The organism is Flexithrix dorotheae DSM 6795 (assembly GCF_000379765.1).
Lineage (GTDB): Bacteria > Bacteroidota > Bacteroidia > Cytophagales > Flammeovirgaceae > Flexithrix > Flexithrix dorotheae.
Map to the genome: position 1 here is coordinate 1 of NZ_KB903482.1, position 17,216 is coordinate 17,216.

At 36.8% G+C, this 17,216-nt stretch carries 11 protein-coding genes; 6 read left to right on the top strand and 5 right to left on the bottom strand.

The annotated features are described in order from the left end of the window. From A3EM_RS44435 to A3EM_RS0133305, 4 genes are all read right to left on the bottom strand, one after another. Window positions 1-2,996 (bottom strand): hypothetical protein (locus A3EM_RS44435; protein WP_044240625.1); only part of this gene is annotated, 2,996 nt, incomplete at its 3' end. Between the two features lie 179 nt (window positions 2,997-3,175). Continuing rightward, the gene (locus A3EM_RS0133295) at window positions 3,176-4,237 is read right to left on the bottom strand and encodes an NHL repeat-containing protein (protein ID WP_020532596.1); all 1,062 of its coding nucleotides are present in this window, start codon (window positions 4,235-4,237) and stop codon (window positions 3,176-3,178) included. 29 nt (window positions 4,238-4,266) lie between these two features. Continuing rightward, a complete protein-coding gene (locus A3EM_RS0133300) occupies window positions 4,267-5,718 on the bottom strand; it encodes a DUF1501 domain-containing protein (protein ID WP_020532597.1) in 1,452 nt (483 codons plus the stop codon). Window positions 5,719-5,817: 99 nt separating this feature from the next. Then, window positions 5,818-9,027 (bottom strand): DUF1553 domain-containing protein, encoded by a 3,210-nt coding sequence (locus A3EM_RS0133305; protein WP_020532598.1) that lies wholly within the window; start codon window positions 9,025-9,027, stop codon window positions 5,818-5,820. Between the two features lie 278 nt (window positions 9,028-9,305). On the opposite strand from A3EM_RS0133305, the gene A3EM_RS0133315 reads away from it, so the two are divergent. The 3 genes from A3EM_RS0133315 to A3EM_RS0133325 all read left to right on the top strand — a co-directional run bounded on the left by A3EM_RS0133315 (window position 9,306) and on the right by A3EM_RS0133325 (window position 13,014). Then, complete coding sequence (locus A3EM_RS0133315; RefSeq protein WP_020532600.1) at window positions 9,306-10,529, top strand: hypothetical protein; 1,224 nt, start codon at window positions 9,306-9,308, stop codon at window positions 10,527-10,529. Window positions 10,530-10,689: 160 nt separating this feature from the next. Next, window positions 10,690-12,159: a sulfatase family protein gene (locus A3EM_RS0133320; RefSeq protein ID WP_020532601.1), complete on the top strand. Its 1,470-nt coding sequence runs from the start codon at window positions 10,690-10,692 to the stop codon at window positions 12,157-12,159. Window positions 12,160-12,441: 282 nt separating this feature from the next. After that, complete coding sequence (locus tag A3EM_RS0133325; protein ID WP_020532602.1) at window positions 12,442-13,014, top strand: DUF4136 domain-containing protein; 573 nt, start codon at window positions 12,442-12,444, stop codon at window positions 13,012-13,014. A gap of 127 nt (window positions 13,015-13,141) precedes the next feature. On the opposite strand, the gene A3EM_RS0133330 is transcribed toward A3EM_RS0133325, so the two are convergent. Continuing rightward, entirely contained in the window at window positions 13,142-13,831 is a 690-nt protein-coding gene (locus A3EM_RS0133330; RefSeq protein WP_020532603.1) for a 3-keto-disaccharide hydrolase, read from the bottom strand. 391 nt (window positions 13,832-14,222) lie between these two features. Between A3EM_RS0133330 and A3EM_RS0133335 the strand changes: the two genes are divergently transcribed. The 3 genes from A3EM_RS0133335 to A3EM_RS44440 form a co-directional block, all read left to right on the top strand. After that, window positions 14,223-15,332, top strand: a complete 1,110-nt coding sequence (locus A3EM_RS0133335) for a lactonase family protein (RefSeq protein WP_020532604.1) — start codon at window positions 14,223-14,225, stop codon at window positions 15,330-15,332. A gap of 208 nt (window positions 15,333-15,540) precedes the next feature. Continuing rightward, entirely contained in the window at window positions 15,541-16,791 is a 1,251-nt protein-coding gene (locus tag A3EM_RS0133340; protein ID WP_020532605.1) for an MFS transporter, read from the top strand. A 120-nt stretch (window positions 16,792-16,911) separates the two neighbouring features. After that, window positions 16,912-17,216: sulfatase-like hydrolase/transferase (locus A3EM_RS44440; RefSeq protein ID WP_044240627.1), on the top strand; the 305-nt coding region annotated here is incomplete at its 3' end.

Here is a 17,216-nt window from a genome sequence, read left to right on the forward strand (position 1 = left end):
ACATTTTTATCGGTATAAGAAGTAAGGTTGCTGGCTAATTCCTTTACCAATTCAAATTCTCCATCATTAATACTTCTATATATATTATAAGTACCAAAAGTAAATCCCTCATAGCTATCCCAGATTAAATTCCAGGAGTCTTCTAGTCCTTTATTGATGGTTAAATGAATGGTTTTGTGGAAGTCACTTAATTCAGTTTCTGTTCCACAACTATCTACAGCAGTGATTTTATACCGGTTAGAATTTTGATCCGGACTTGATTGCGAATCTATATACGTATTGAATTGTCCTCCCTCAATATATTCAATCAGCTGATAATCATTGGCAGTATTGGTTTCTCTATAAATTCCGAATTTATCCACCGTTTCCATATCATAACCCCACACCAGCATATTATTTGAAGTTTCTTCATCTACTGTTACTAGGCAAATTTCTGGAACAACAGGTTGAGGTGTAACAGTAATATTGATTGTTGTATCTGAAATGCAATTGTGATTATCAATACTAAACCCAATGGATTTTTCTCCAGAACTATCCCACTTTATCAAATAAGGTCCGGCTCCAGAACCCGAAATTATCGTAGCATTTTTAAAGTCCCAGGTAATATCACCTTCTTGTGTACCAGTATATTCAATTTGATAATTATCGTTGTAACAAACTGAGGAAACACCTTCAAAAGCCAGTTTAGGTTGCTCACTATAATGGAAAACAACAGCATTTTCACCAAAGGAACAGCCGTTTTCGGTCACCTTTAATCCAATTCTTTTCAAACCAAATGAACTCCATATCAATTCATAAGGACCACTTTTCTCTCCTGAGATGACAGTAGCATCTCCGAAGTCCCAAATATATTGAGCAGAATCAGCCCCATTTCCAGTATAAGTTACAATTGCGGTTTCTCCTTCACAAATTTCACTTTTCACATCAAAAGTAGCGGATGGTGTTTTTTTGATATTAGTTGTTTTAGTTACAGTAGCAGAACAACCATTTTTTGTTGTAGTTAGGGATATGATTTTTTCTCCATATGCTCCACCAATGATTTTTATTAAGGTATCTCCCTGATTTTCAACAAGGATTGTTTCATCTAAATCCCAATCAAAACTGAGACCTTCACTTGTTTCACCCAAATATGTAATGGTAATGGTATCCGCCTGGCAGGCTTCATCTGCTAGACTAAATTCTGCTGAAGGTAAATCATAATAAATTAATTCTTCAGGTTGACTATGGATACCCAAATCACTGGAAATGACCCGGACCAAATAGGGTCGTTCAAACTGTAGGGTATCTGGTAGGAATGAAACTAATGTATCGCTTGCATTGCTAATGGTATCCAGAATCACCGGATTCGCGAAGCTATCCGAAACTGAAGAAAGTTGGAGCATATAAAAATTATCGGAATTAAATTCATAATTTTCCTGAATAATAGCAGAAATGGTCGATTCTTCACAAATTGAAGTTGAAGAGGGGTAATTAACCTCAAAAAAAGGTTTGGCAGGTTCAGAAAAATCACTTTCAAAGCCCTCAATTTGATCGATATTGCCATCAGCCTGTTGAGTATATGCTGTAACGTAAATAGTATCGACTATATCTAGGTCTGACAAATAGGAATTTATATTTCCTACATCGGCAATAAGGTCATAAGTTTGAGAATTAGAATCATATTTATAAACTCTGTATCCCTGAAGTTCCATTTCTCCATTTTCTGCCCAGGTGAGTAAGACTTTTTTGTTTTGAATTCCTTTTGTTACATTTTTTGGAGCTGAAATAACAGTATCAGGACGGGCTTGATTGAGGTAGTTAGAATAAGTTACAAGACCTAACTCTAAGTTATCAAATTTATCAAAAACTTTTAAATTTATAATATCTTTGTTTGTAGTTCCCCAATAATTTCCAGGTGCATCAAAATCAAGAGAAAAGGAGTGAGTCATTAAAATTAAACCAGAAATATTAATAAAAGAGTTTTGCTCTATTTTGATTTTATCAAAACTTGATGTCCTTATACAATTTACATAATGATAAAAATTACAACCTTTAATGAAAATTACTGCTTTTAGATTTGATTGTGCATTAATTTTTATTCCATTTTTACCACCATTTTGTCCAGGATTGGCCTTAAAAATAGAATTTTGAAGATTAATATTGCGCGTTGAAATATGGTAGGTTGAAGTTGAGTCAGAGGTTAGTTTGGAGTTTGAAATATTTGCATCACCATAAGATAAATTTATTGAAGTGTTTTCTACAATTGAGCTGTCAATATTAATAAATCCACCTGAATCCCCGGAATTAAATTTACTTGAAAATACTTCACAAGATTTAAGATTAATTGTGGCGTTACAACAATTGATATAGAAATATGAACCTTCAATATAAGAGTTTATGATGTTAAATTCATTTGTAAATGATCCAATCAATAAATAAGAGTTTAAAATAATACAATCAGTACAAGTTATTTGCTCACTATTGGTATTGTACCCTTTTAATTCTGCATTGTCAAATTGAGATGAATTAATATTTAATTTTGCATTTGAATCATAACCCCTTACAGCCGTAAATGCATTAGATTCAAATGTTGAATAAACAATATTCAAGGTTCCTGAGTTTTTAACTAAATCTTGGTTTGATTCCCATTCATTTGCCAACTGCACCCCACCAGAGTTTTGAAAAGTGACCCACTCAATATTAGAATTAGATAAATCAGTACTTTTAAATAAAATTCTTGTTCCATCTACCGTAATTTCCTTACTTTCTTGGGCTGACAAATTAATGGAGCCATTTATCAATAAGTCATGGCTTCCTTCAATTTTAACCTGTGGATTTACGGTAAGTGTAACACCACTAGGTACTACTAACTCCCCAGTCAATTTATAAGGAGAATTCTCCACTGTCCAGGTAGTATTTTCTGTCAGCGTTCCCGAAACATTTGTTTGGGCAAAGGATAGTTGCTTGGCAATCAGCAACCCGAAAATCAAGGTAAATTTTAGTACTAATTTGTTCATCCAGGCTTATATTAATTATAATTATTTAAAACGTACTGGATAAACGTGATGTATACGTTAGTTATTTCTTTTGTTATTCAAAAATAAGTGTGCTTTTTTAAAATAAAAACATATTCTAATAATAGAATTTAGATAGATAATTCTTTGATATATCAGAAATAATTACTAAACATTTTGGTTTAGACACGCGCCAACTTAACAGGATAAGTTTTATCAGCCTGCCATTGGCATACATATAGGTTTTTGTCCTCATCTATACAAACATCGTGGCAGTGTTTGAAGATGGGTCTATCCTGTAACATCAATCGTAAATTCCCATTTTTGTATTTGGGTTTTGTCCCTCCTGGATTGGAAATTACTTTATTATTTTTATCGAGAATGGTCACAAAACCCAGATTCCGTTGCATATTGAAATTGTCCTCTGTCATTCCGAAACAAACTCCAGAATACACGTTGTCATCGTCAACTACTACCCGGCTAATGAATGCTCCCGGAAGATAATAATCTTCTAAAAATTCTCCATCCAAACTAAATCGCTTAATGGTATTTTTGATTCGGGCAGAACAAAGTAATGTCGGATTTTTCGGATCTCGTGTATCGAGTGTGACCCCATGTGCCTGTTTGAATTTATTGATTTGAAGGAAACTATCCCCACCAAATTTTCGAATAAATTCTCCTTTGGAATTGTATTGCAAAATGAATTGCGAACCATACCCATCCGCTACATATATATCTCCATTCGGACCAATAGCAGTTTCTGTAGGACGAAAAGACTGAGTAGCTTCATATTCCCCAATTTCCTTCGGGTGATTGATTTTCATAATTACCTTTCCATCTAAAGTAGTTTTGGCTACTTTCCCGGCATTTGGGTCCGTTAGGTATAAAAATTCTTCTCCGCCTTCATTATGAATGCTAAGCCCGTGAGTGGAATAATCCAGCGTCCAGTGGTTAAGGATTTTGCCAGATTTATCATAAATAATGATATTGTTGGCTTTATGGTTGGTACACATAATCAATCTGCCTTTTTTATCCCTTACCATTTCATGGCAATCATTTATAGGATATTTGTGCGGATCGAGATTTCCCCATTCCTTATATACTCGGTAACGAAAATCACCATGACCTATAATTTCTTCACTGAGTTTTGGTCTTGAGGGTAAAATGTTAAAGGCAAACTTCGAAGTAATTCCTGCCATTGCAAGTGAACCAGATTGTTGTATAAATTTTCTTCGGTTAGTCATTTAAATTGAATTAATTCCCTCGTTATTGTTTAAGCCAAAACAGCCTTTACCACTTCTCCATGTACATCTGTTAGTCGGTATCTTCTTCCCTGATGCTTAAAGGTTAATCTTTCATGGTCAATGCCCATCAAATGCAGTAAAGTTGCCTGAAAATCATGCACATGTACACCATCACTGGCTACATTGTAGCTGAAATCATCTGTTTTCCCATGGACATAACCAGCTTTTACCCCGGCTCCTGCCATCCACATGGTAAAGCATCTTGGATGATGATCCCGCCCATAATTGTCTCTGGTCAACCTGCCCTGGGAAAAACTGGTTCTTCCAAATTCTCCTCCCCAAACTACCAAAGTATCCTCCAGCAAGCCCCTTTGTTTTAAATCAGTAATTAAAGCAGCTGTGGCCTGATCACTGCTTTGTGCCATGGTTTTAATGCCTTTCGGTAAATTACCATGCTGATCCCATCCCATGTGGTAAAGCTGAATGAAGCGAACATCCTGTTCCGCTAACCTTCTTGCCAGCAGACAATTCGCTGCATAAGTTCCTGGTTTTCTGGCATCTTCCCCATACAATTCGAAAATATAATCAGGTTCGTTGGAGAGATCCACAGTATCTGGAACAGAAGTTTGCATTCTGTAAGCCATTTCATACTGATTGATTTTTGACTCAATTTCTGGATCTCCCCATAATTCCTGTTGTATTTTATTGAGGTCATTCATGTAATCTAGAGCCCGTCTTCTATCTGTTACATCAATTCCTTCTGGATTATTGAGGTAAAGCACAGGGTCTTTTCCCGACCTGAATTGTACGCCCTGATGATAAGAAGGTAGAAATCCATTTCCCCAGGAAGAGGCATTTAAAGGCTGGGCACCACTTCCTTTCGAAACCAAAACCACAAATGCCGGTAAATTTTCATTGTCACTACCCAAACCGTAGCTAAGCCATGAGCCGATTGAAGGCCTGCCAGTTTGTTGAGAGCCTGTTTGGAAAAAAATTACAGCAGGCTCATGATTGATGGCTTCTGTATGCATGGATTTAATGATACAAAGGTCATCTACTACTTTTGCAGTGTGCGGAAAAAGTTCACTGACCCAGGCTCCATTTTTTCCGTATTGGGCAAAATTAAAATGAGAACCTGCCAAGGGAAAAGTAGCCTGGTTGGACACCATCCCAGAAAGTCGTTGTTCCCCACGGACAGAATCAGGTATTTCCTTTCCATGCATTTCTCTAAGCTTTGGTTTATAATCAAATAATTCGATTTGAGATGGCCCGCCACTTTGGAAAAGATAAATTACCCGCTTGGCTTTTGGAGCAAAATGTGGTCCCTGAACGAGCTGGGAACTCTGGGAAAACGTATTGCCAAAGGCTTTTGTTTTAGCAAATAATGATCCCAGAGCCACCCCACCAAGTCCCATGGTAGTTTTCCTCAAAAAATCCCTTCTATTCGATTGAAATGCTATTTTTTTAAATTCTTCTTTCATTTTCTAATTTTCTTACAAAGGCTTTTGTTTTTTTGTCTATTTCCTCCCCCTGGCCCCCTCAATTGAGGGGATTAAGGGGAGGTTTTTCTTTACCCCTCCTCAATTCCTAGTATATCCTTCACTGGTATTTAATATGGTATTGGCTACCACTGCCAAAGCCGCCAGCTGAGGTTTTGGTAATTCCTTTCTATAATCTGATTCTCCAATATTCAGATATTTATCAGCTTTTTCAGGATGATTTTCGAAATTTTCCAACTCTTTATCATAAAGTTGAAGTATGAGCCTGGTTTCCTTTTCCATAGGTTTTCTACCAGTAATGAGTTGGAAACCAAAGGAAAGAGGATCTTCTCTTCCTTCAAGTAACATTCGTTGGGCTATAAACCTGGAGGCCTCCTGATATTGAGGATCGTTTTGTAAAACCAATGCCTGGATTGGAGTACTGGTATTTTGTCTTTTTACCGTACAAACACTTCTTTCCGGGGCATCAAAAATTAGCATGCCTGGTGGAGGACTGGTTCTTTTCCAGACAGTATAGAGACTTCTTCTGTAAAGTCCTTCCCCGGGTTCCTGTAAATACTTATACCGCCAGGATTTATTGGAAAGTTCATCCCAAAGTCCCTCCGGTTGATAGGGATAAACACTTTGTCCACCAATTTTATCAACTAATAGTCCACTGATAGCCAAAGCATTATCACGAATAGCTTCTGCAGATAAACGGAAACGTGAACCTCTGGCAAGCATAACGTTATCCGGATCAAGTTCTAGCATTTTTGGAGTTGTTTTAGAAGATTGTTGATAAGTGGCGGAAAGCACAATTTTTTTCTGTAAAGCTTTTAAATCCCAGCCAGATTCGATAAAATCCACGGTAAGCCAGTCCAGTAAATCGGGGTGTGTGGGTAAATCTCCCTGGTTTCCAAAATCGTCTGAAGTTTTTACAAGTCCTTTTCCAAAGTATTGTTGCCAGACTCTGTTGACCACAACTCTTGCTGTCAATGGGTTTTTAGAGTCGGTCAACCACCGGGCAAGCCCCAGCCTGTTTGCCGGGTAATTTTCTTCATCAAAAGGAAGGATATTTTTCGGAGTGCCAGGTTTTACCTCTTTTCCATGAGCCCTGTAATCTCCGCGATTTAAAATGTAGGTATTTCTTGGTTCGGGTAAATCTCCCATTACCATTATCTCGGAAATTTGTTTCAGGTATTCATTTTCTTCATCCCTAATCTTTTTTATGCCCTTGTTTATCCTCTGGATTTGGGGATCATTGTTTACATTAAAATCTGCCCAATAACCAGCAAGGGTATTTTTATCCAGTTTAGCAATGGAGTTCGCATCGAAATTATAAAGTACTTCAAGTGAAGATAATTCTTTTCTGAAAATTTTCAGGTCGTCAATTCCCCCATTTTTAAAAGGCGTATACTTACTTCTGGCGGCCAGTTGAAATCCAGCAAATCCATAGGTGTGAATATTGTATTCATATAATATAGTTTTATACAAATTATTCAGCCGGATGTCAACCGGCTGTTTTTCTCCATTAAAATATAAACTTAGACCTTCCGCATTGCTGGATCCATCATAAGTCATGGTTACCTGTGTCCATGTTTTGATTGGCAAAGGTTTTTCAGTAATGATTTCAATGGCATTATGCGGCCAAGAATGGGACATGGTAAAACAAATCTTGTTTTCCTTCAATTGCATCAGGTATCCTTTTGTTCCTAACCGATAATCCTCATTATGGTGAAAAACAGATACATCCTTATAGAGTGTATCTGGATATAACCATAAACTGATAGAAAAAGGATCAGTACGCTCATACCAACCAATTTTTTTGTCCAAAGTCACTCTATTATAATCTCCTACATAAATACCTTTTCCAAATTTTCCCTCTTTAATAATGGCTTCGCTTAAAGTAGCAGGTCTGGTAGCAGAAACAGTATTTGGAGAAATCAGATTATTTCCTTTCTCCTGAAATTTATCGAAAGGATAATGTGCGAGAAGTCCGGTTTTCAGGGATTTTTTAACCCTTTCTATATCATATTCTTCATTCAGATTTTTTCTAAGATTTTCTTTCGTAGTTTGCAAGTGAGCTTCTTTTTCAGAGATCAATTTATTTAAAAATGCAATTTGTTTTTCCTGCTCCTCCGAGGTGAGCATTAAAGAAGGACCAGGAGTCTGGTCTGGACCATAAATGGCGGTGCCCAATTCATTGGTACTATTAAAAAAACTAAATAATTTATAATAATCTTCCTGGCTGATAGGATCATATTTATGATCGTGACATCTTGCACATTCCATGGTAAGTCCAAGAAAGGCAGCTCCAAGTGTATTGGTTCTGTCAGCTACATATTCCACCCGGAATTCCTCAAAATCAATCCCGGCCTCTGAATTTTTCTTGTGAAGTCTGTTGAAAGCTGTGGCCATAATTTGCGCCTGTGTGGCATTTGGCATTAAATCTCCGGCAATTTGCCAGGAAATAAACTGGTTGTAGGGCATATTTTCATTAAAAGATTTTATTACCCAGTCTCTCCATGGTGAAAAGTCCCTGTGTTTGTCATCCAGGTAGCCGTCACTGTCTGTAAAGCGGGCAATATCCATCCATTCAGCAGCCATTCTTTCTCCATAGGAAGAAGAAGCCAAAAGCCTTTCCACAACCTTTTCAAAAGCATCAGGGGAATCGTCTTCTAAGAATTGATTAATTTCTTCGAGGGTAGGGGGCAGTCCGGTAATGTCGAAGCTGGCTCTTCTAATTAAGGTTTCTTTAGATGCTTTTTCCGCAACTTTCCAGTCCTTTTTTTCAATTTTTCTTAAAACAAAATGATCGATTTCATTTTTCACCCAGTCTTCATTTTTCACCTTTGGAATTTCCTTTTTTTCTGCGGGAATAAATGACCAGTGAGGTTTGTATTCTGCGCCCTGTTCTATCCATTTGATAATTAGGGCTTTTTCCTCCAAGGAAAGCGTAAGGTTAGATTCGGTAGGTGGCATTACCAATTCCGGATCTTCAGAAATAATTCTTTTAAAAACTTCACTTTTTCCAATTTTTTTGGGGACGATTGCATGTCTGTTCAGCTCATCGCCTAAAGCGGCAAAAGCACCTTCCGGAGTATCGAGTCGTAAGTCTCCTTTTTGATTGGCCTTGTCCGGACCATGGCAGGCAAAACATCTGTCTGAAAGTATTGGTTTAATATGAAGATTGAAATCAACTTTTTCAGGAAGCTCTTTTTCTATGGCTACAATTTCATCAGGTTTTGGGGTATTGCAGCTCACCAAATAAAGCACTATAAAAAAGACTAATATTCTGGTAAAAGGAGGCATTAGTTTATGGCAAATATTTTAGAACAAAATAATTTTATTGTTGGTCTAAGACTAAAATCAAACCAACCGCTAAATGGTAATCAAAACCCAAGGTAGGAAAAAAAATAATGGTATAGAAGTTAAAAAAACTGTTTTATTAACTGTTAAAAAACCGTTTCAATTTATTATTAGAGTAGTATTTGGCTTTAATTCTGAATTTTTGCTTTGATATCCAAATTATTTGCTGAGCCTTGTAGTAATGAGGTAAAAAGGGTTAAATTAGCAGTTTGTGGTTAAATATGAATTTGAAACAGAACGAACATACAGACCTTGTTGACCGAATTATTGGAAGTTCAGATTTTGGCAGATCGAAGACTTATCAGAACTTGCTAAGGTATTTGGTTAAGGGGACTATGGTAAATGATATTCCCAAGGAAACAACTATAGCTGCGGAAATTTTTGGTAAAAGTAGTTTCAACCCTGCAGAGAGTACCATGGTAAGAGTCTATCTTTTTAACCTAAGGAAAAAGCTGGAAAATTACTTTGAGAATGCAGGAAAGGATGAACCTGTGATTTTGGAAATTCCAAAAGGAAGTTATAAGGTAGAGTTTAATGAGAGAACAACGCAGGAAAAAGAACCTTCACTACAAAACCAGAAACCAACTTCAAAAAAATTATTATTTCCACTTTTAGTGCTTTTGTTTATTTCTATTGCCATTAATTTATTTTTTGGTTTTTCAGATAATAAGCACAGTGTAAAGAACTCCTCCTTAATAGAAAATGAGATTTGGAAAGCTATTCTAGTTTCAGAAATTCCGGCAACAGTGATGTTAGGAGATATGTTTATCTTCATGGAATATGATGAAAATCTGAAAAAAAACAGAGCCATCAGAGATTTTAATATTAATTCCCAGGAAGACTTTGAAGAATTTACAGCTAAAAATCCGGATTATAAGGATAAAACCGAAAATCTCACTTATAATTTTCTGGTAAAAAATAGTGCTTACTGGATTAAAAGCCTGACAGAGATTTTTTTATCTGCAGAAAAGGAGTTTAATATCAGAGTGGTTTCAAGACTGAATCCTAAAGATATGCACGATAACAATATGATTGTTTGTGGTTTATTGAAAAATCTGGGATGGTTCAAAAACTACTTCCAGGACTCTGAATTCAATTTACTTGATGACAATAATATGAGCTTGTATGTGGATAGTCTTGGGAAAGAGGTGACATTCGGCCCTTCAGGTGATCCGGACGCTTTTCATACTGATTATAGTTTTGTGGCAAAATATCCCGGTCCTAATAATAATGTCATATTAATTTTAGGAGGATTTTGGGATACAGGGGCTTCTCAGGCAACTAAAAATTTCACTGATCCCAAAATGCTAGAAGAAATTACCAGGGAACTCATTCAAAAATTTGGGGAAGTACCCGAGTATTTTGAAATTCTTTTTGAAGTCAGTGGAGTCGATCGAACGGAGTTGAACACTAAAATTGTTTATTTAAATGAAATAGAAAATTAGTGCTGCTAAAACTAAACCTATAGAGATAAATTCGGAAAATTGGATTTTTGATTAATAAGTGTTTACATAAAATAATGATCAACAACTAACCAAAAGGAAAAATTAGAATGGAGCTGAAATTTTCCTAAAACTATTATTTAACTGAAAGAAACTAATCATTATGATTAATCACCGAAATACAATTATTAATATTTTATTGTCCTGGGTACTCATTGCCTACTCATGTACTACCACAAACGAAATTCCAGTGGGTAGAATGGATAAAAACATCGTATTATTTGTGGCAGATGATCTTGGACAGGATTTAGGGTGTTATGGTAACAATGTAATTCAAACCCCAAATATGGATGCCTTTGCAGCGGATGCCGTTTTATTTCCCAATGCATTTGCCACCACTGCAAGCTGTAGTGCCAGCCGGTCTGTAATTTTATCAGGTTTGCATAACCACAGAACCGGGCAATATGGGCATGCTCACGATCCTTTTCATTTCAGAAGTTTTGATAACCTGAAAACTCTTCCGGTAATGTTAGGAAATGCCGGATATAGAACAGCTTCAGTCGGCAAATTTCACGTTGCGCCTGAATCACTTTACCATTTCGAAGAATATTTGAATGAAGTTAATGGCACTCATGTAAGTCATAGAAACCCGGTACAAATGGCAGAAGCTGCCGAAGCGTTTATCAGTAAGGAAAGTGAAAAACCTTTTTTCTTATATTTTTGTACCAGTGATCCCCATAGAAGTGCTAGTTTGCCCACTGCCAATAAATTTGGAAATCGACCGGAAGGATATGAAGGAGTAACCGAAGTAACATATTCTCCGGAAGATGTGATCGTTCCCCCGTTTTTACCCGATACTCCAGAATGCAGGGAGGAACTGGCCAATTATTATCAATCTGTTTCCAGAATTGATCAGGGAATTGGTAAACTGATTGAGCTCCTGAAAAAAGCAGGGAAATATGAAAATACATTAATCATTATCACTTCCGATCATGGAATAGCCTTTCCGGGTGCAAAAACTACCGTTTACGATCCGGGTTTAAAGTCACCACTTTTAGTTAGAAATCCCTATGGCAAAAAGAGGGGTACAACTAACAATGCCATGATCAGCTGGGTAGATTTTACCCCAACCTTACTCGATTTTGCAGGAGTTGGTGCACCCGAGGAATATATGATGGCAAGAGCTATTCAACGTGGATTTCATGGCAAATCATTCCTGCCCATACTGGACCAGAAAAATCCAAAAGGCTGGAATGAAATTTATGCTTCTCATACCTTCCATGAAACACAGATGTACTATCCCATGCGAGTGGTGAGAGACAGGAAATACAAATTAATCTGGAATATTGCTCACCAACTTCCTTATCCTTTTGCCAGTGATTTATGGGCTTCCATTACCTGGCAGAGTGTTTTCAATAATGGAGAAGATGCTGTTTATGGGAAAAAATCCGTGAAAGATTATATTGACAGGGCTGAATTTGAATTATACGATATAGGTTCAGATCCCCATGAATCCAATAATTTAGCAGGTTTACCAGAGTATCAGGATGTGCTTAATCGATACAAAGAAAAACTAAAAGCTTTTCAGGAAAATACCAATGACCTATGGGCGAGCAAATGGTCTTATCAGTAAATAAAAATTTTAAATAAAAAAAGCCCTCCACAAAAAGTGAAGGGCTTTTTTTATTTCCTTCCAAAAAACCCTAAAATCCTTTAGGAATTTTTTGAAAATATTTTTAATCTTGAAATGGAATATTTTAATAAATAAATCAATTGTTGGCTTATGTTTTTTAATTTCAATGATTTAAAATTAAATGACTAAGTAGTATTGTAATATTTAAATAATTAATTGGATTATAGGAGTCTATCTCCATCCATTGTTTGAAACTAAAATCTAAAAATAATTCTATTCATCATGAAAAAACAACTGAAACTAATTACCGCAATCTTTATCGGACTTTTAATTGCAAATTTTTCTTTTGGGCAGGTCACCAGTGATTACGATAAAAATGTAGATTTCACAAAATACAAAACATACAAGTTTGAGGGGTGGGAAAAGGATAGCGATAAAATCCTAAATGATTTTGATAAAACGAGAATTCTGGAAGCCTTTAAAAATGAGCTTTCAAGCAGGGGACTAAATAAAGCCGAAAATGATGAAGATGCAGATGTTGGTATTACCCTCTTTTTGGTTGTGGATGACAAAACCAGTACTTCCGCCTATACAACCTACAATGGTGGAATGGGTTATGGAGCCGGAAGGTGGGGCTGGGGAATGGGCATGGGGAGTTCCACTACCACCTATTCGGAAGATGATTACAAAGAAGGTACTATGGTAGTTGATTTTTATGATATCGAATCCAAAGAATTGGTTTGGCAGGGAGTGATGCAGACAGTTGTACAGGAAAAACCAGAAAAAAGGGAAAAAACAATTCCTAAAAAAGTTGCTAAACTGATGAAGGCATATCCTGTAAAACCTATCAAATAAAGATAGATTTAGAATAAAAAAGGGCGCAGGAGTTAGATTTCTGCGCCCTTTTTTTCTAGTATATTCAACAAAATGTTAGTGGGAAGAAACAAACCTCATCCAATTTTGCCACCAAAAATATTGATTCCTAATTCAACTCCTTAATCCTCATATTCCTAAACCATACCGGAGCACCTGCATGTTTGCCCTGTAAACCAATTTTTCCCTGAGTAGGAAGTTCTGCAAATGGTTTGTTAAGCCATGATGGAATAGGGCTGCCATCTGGGTTAGTCGTACCTGAAGTCCATTTACTCATGTCCATTTCAGTTACCAGTTTCCCATTAAGCACAACAGATATATTCTGATCAATACAGGTGATTGTATATCTGTTCCACTCTCCTGGTTTTTTCACCACTTTTTGTTCGTTGGCAGGCAAGTGACCAAAAATGGCTGCACATTGCCAGTCCTTTGCGGAGTTTGCCCATTTTTCTGCATAATCATCTGCAATTTGAATTTCCACCGAATTAGGTATCCAGTTTTTTACATCAGAGCAATAGACAATTACCCCGCTATTTGTTCCGTCAGCGTTTTTAAATTCCAGATCGAGAACAAAATTATCATAAGTTTTTTCTGTCCAGATGGCCTGGTCTTCTGAAGCTGTTAACTCTCCATTTTCTACTGTCCAGATACCATCGGGATAATTGGCATTGGATAAATCAGCAGTAAATAAATCTGTCCATCCTTTTCCTTTTGTTTTGGGGTGTTTTGATTTTCCTTTTTGTGCGTAAATGGTTGTTGTTACTAAAAGAAAAGCAGATAAGAATACTAATTTTTTCATTTTTATAAGTCAATAAATTTTTAAAAGTGTTGTTCAATTTTTTTAATTCGGCCTTTAAGCGCTGGAAAGTTAATAAGAAGGGATGAAGAATGTGATAATATTTATCTGAAATGGTATTTTGTTTACCCAAATGCATGAATTCTAATCAAGAAAAACAGACAGGAAGAGGTTAAATTATACCATTGAAAATAATCATATTTAAACTGAAATGGAACTGGTTTTAAATATTGTGGCTCACCCTTTTTTAAGATATTAGTTATTACTTTTTCATATAGGTAAACACCAGCGTTCCACTTCGGGTCACATATTAAATGATAATTATTTTTTTATCTTTACTCAGCTAATTTGGGGGGAAGTACCTTTAAATTAAATTCACAAAACCAAACTATAAATGCTGACAAACTGGAAACTAATCATCTTGTGTTTTGCACTGTTCTCCTGCGGGAAAAATGATAAATCTAACCAATCTATTGAGGAGAAATCTACTGAAATTCCTGCAGAAGATTACCTCCAGGTTTTAGTTACAGTGAAACCAGAAGGTAAAATTATTCCTTTCCAACTTTTTACTGGATCGGGAAAATTAACTCAACAGGAACCTTTTAAAATTGAAGGCGGACCAGCTACCTTATTCCTGAAAAAAAATAAGAAGGAACTTTATGCTGGATTAAGGGATGTCAATTCAGTAGCGTTATTATCATTTAGTGCCTCAGGGCAGATACAGGTAAAAAACACTTTTCCCCTTGGTTTCAACCCCGTTCATCTGGTTTTAGACCCCACCGAAAAATATCTATGGGCAGCCTCTTATAGTGATAATACCTGGGCGGTTTTTGCGGTGAATGCAGAAGGAGTAGTAAGTCCTGAACCAATTTCAAAAATTGAAGCACTTAGTAAGGCTCACCAGATTGTTGTACGGGAAAAAGAAAACTGGGTAATGGTACCAGCCCTTGGGATGAATGCCCTTTATGTTTATGATCGGGAAAAAGCCATTTCAGGAACATTAGAAAAGCCTATTCAAAAACTGGAATTTTCAGAAGGAACCGGACCCAGACATTTGGTATGGCACCCCACCAAACCGATGGTTTTTGTTGCTGGAGAATTAAATTCAACAGTAGCCACTATTTTAGTAAACGAGGAAACAGGACTTTTAGAATTGAAATCCCAGGTTTCCAGCCTGCCAGAAGGATTTACAGCAAAAAATACTTTGGCACAAATCAAAGTTTCTGCTGATGGCAAGCAAGTTTACACGTCCAATAGAGGTCATAATAGTATAGCAGTTTATGATATTTTGGATGAATCACCCTGGCTTAAACTTAAACAAAATATAGCTGCTCCTCCGATTCCTAGGGCCTTTGAAATGGACCCCAATTCCAGGTGGTTGTTAGCAGCCGGACAGGAATCTGGGGAAATGATGCTTTATAAAAGAGATGAATCTTCCGGATTACTGACACTGAAAGAAACTGTATTTGTGGGGAAACAATCCTTTTGGGTGGAGATATTTTAACCAGATTAACTTTGCATTATTTGTCCTGTTATTGGAATATTTAATTAAATTTTGACGAAATACAGTCAGAATTCGCAAAAATAGAGAAAGTATTTATGGTAGTAATTTAGGATAATTGTAAAAAAGATTTTTATTATTTTTTACAAACTGGGAGAATTTTTAAGTTTTTCTCTGAAATTTTTTCCATACCACTTACCTGATTACCGACATGAATAGTATTAAAAACAGCAGGAACCTTCTGTTCACTGCCAGTTGCCTTTCTCTGACTTCAGCAGCTTTAATTTTTATTGCCAGGGAGCACCTTGGTCATATACTCATACTGGAAGAACAAATCCTGACAAAAGCGGAGTTTGGAAGTATTTCCGGTTGGGCTTTTAAAGGGACAGCTGTGGCTTTATTAATAGCCTCCCCAATTATCGACTGGATAGGGTTAAAAAATGGAATGTTAATCGCCTGTCTTTGCCAAATTCTTGGCATTGTGGGCTTTGTGGCTATTCCGGAAGCAGAAATTATGCTTTACTCCATGACACTTGCCGGCTTCGGTTGGGGAATGCTTGAAGTGACTATTAATCCCCTTTGTGCAGTTCAATTTCCCGAAGAAAAAACAAAACGATTGAATATTTTACATGCCTGGTGGCCGGGAGGACTCATTTTAGGTGGATTACTCAGTACTTTTATTCTTGATCCTCTGGGAGTAGCCTGGGAAGTCTATATGTTGATTATGTTAGTACCAGTATTGATTTATGGAGTGATGGTATTAATTACACCCCACTTTCCCAAAACAGAAAGATCAGAAGCCGGAATTAGCAATAAGGTAATGATACAATCAGCCTTGAAACCTGGTTTTTTAGTATTGTTATTTTGTATGTCTCTGACAGCCTCTGCAGAATTAGCTCCAAATCAGTGGTTGGAAACAACTTTCAGGGAATATGCCAATGCAAGTGGTACATTAATTTTGGTATACGGAAGTGCGTTGATGTTTGTGTTAAGATTTTTTGCCGGGACTTTGGAAAAAATACTCAATCCCATCGGCATTTTATGTACATCTTGTGTAATTGCTTCAATAGGATTGTATTTGCTCTCAGTAGCGGCAGAGACCCAAAGTATACCGCTCATTTATGCGGCTGCTACATTATTCTATCTCGGAGTATGTTATGTTTGGCCCACTATGTATTCGGTAGCCTCAGAACAGTTCCCACAAGGAGGTGGTTTAACCATTGGTTTAATCGGATTTATAGGCATGTTAGGGGTAAGCATCTGGATTCCTCAAATCGGAGAATTGAGTCTTACATACGGACTTACCGGTGCATTTAAAATTGTAGCCATTTTACCGGCAATTGCCTTCCTGATATTTGGAGCCTGGTGGTTGAAATTGAAAAAAGAAGGCGGATATGTGGCCGTAAAACTGGAGGGAAATTCAAAAGCGCAAACCATTGGAGTGACTCCCGGTTCGAATTAGCCAAAAGTTTTTCAAAACGAAGTTAGCCGGATAAACTACAGGTTTATCCGGCCGACTACCAAGTATATAACTAACAAAATTCTTGATTTAATTTCAGGAAACACCTGGGAAATTAAAAAAATGAAAGTGAAAATTTATCAATTACTCTTATTACTAAGTATTTTAATACAGTTGCCCACCTGTCAGCAGAAACCGGGCAATAGTGTTGAAGCATCTTCAGTGGATTCCCGACCAAATATTTTATTCATTTTGTCAGATGACCATGCCGTGAATGCTATTAGTGCTTATGGGGGAATGTTGGCCGAATTTGCAAAAACTACCAACATTGATCTACTGGCCAGTGAGGGCATGCGTTTTGACAATGTATTCTGTACGAATTCGATTTGTTCCCCCAGCCGGGCCACGATACTTTCGGGAAAGTACAG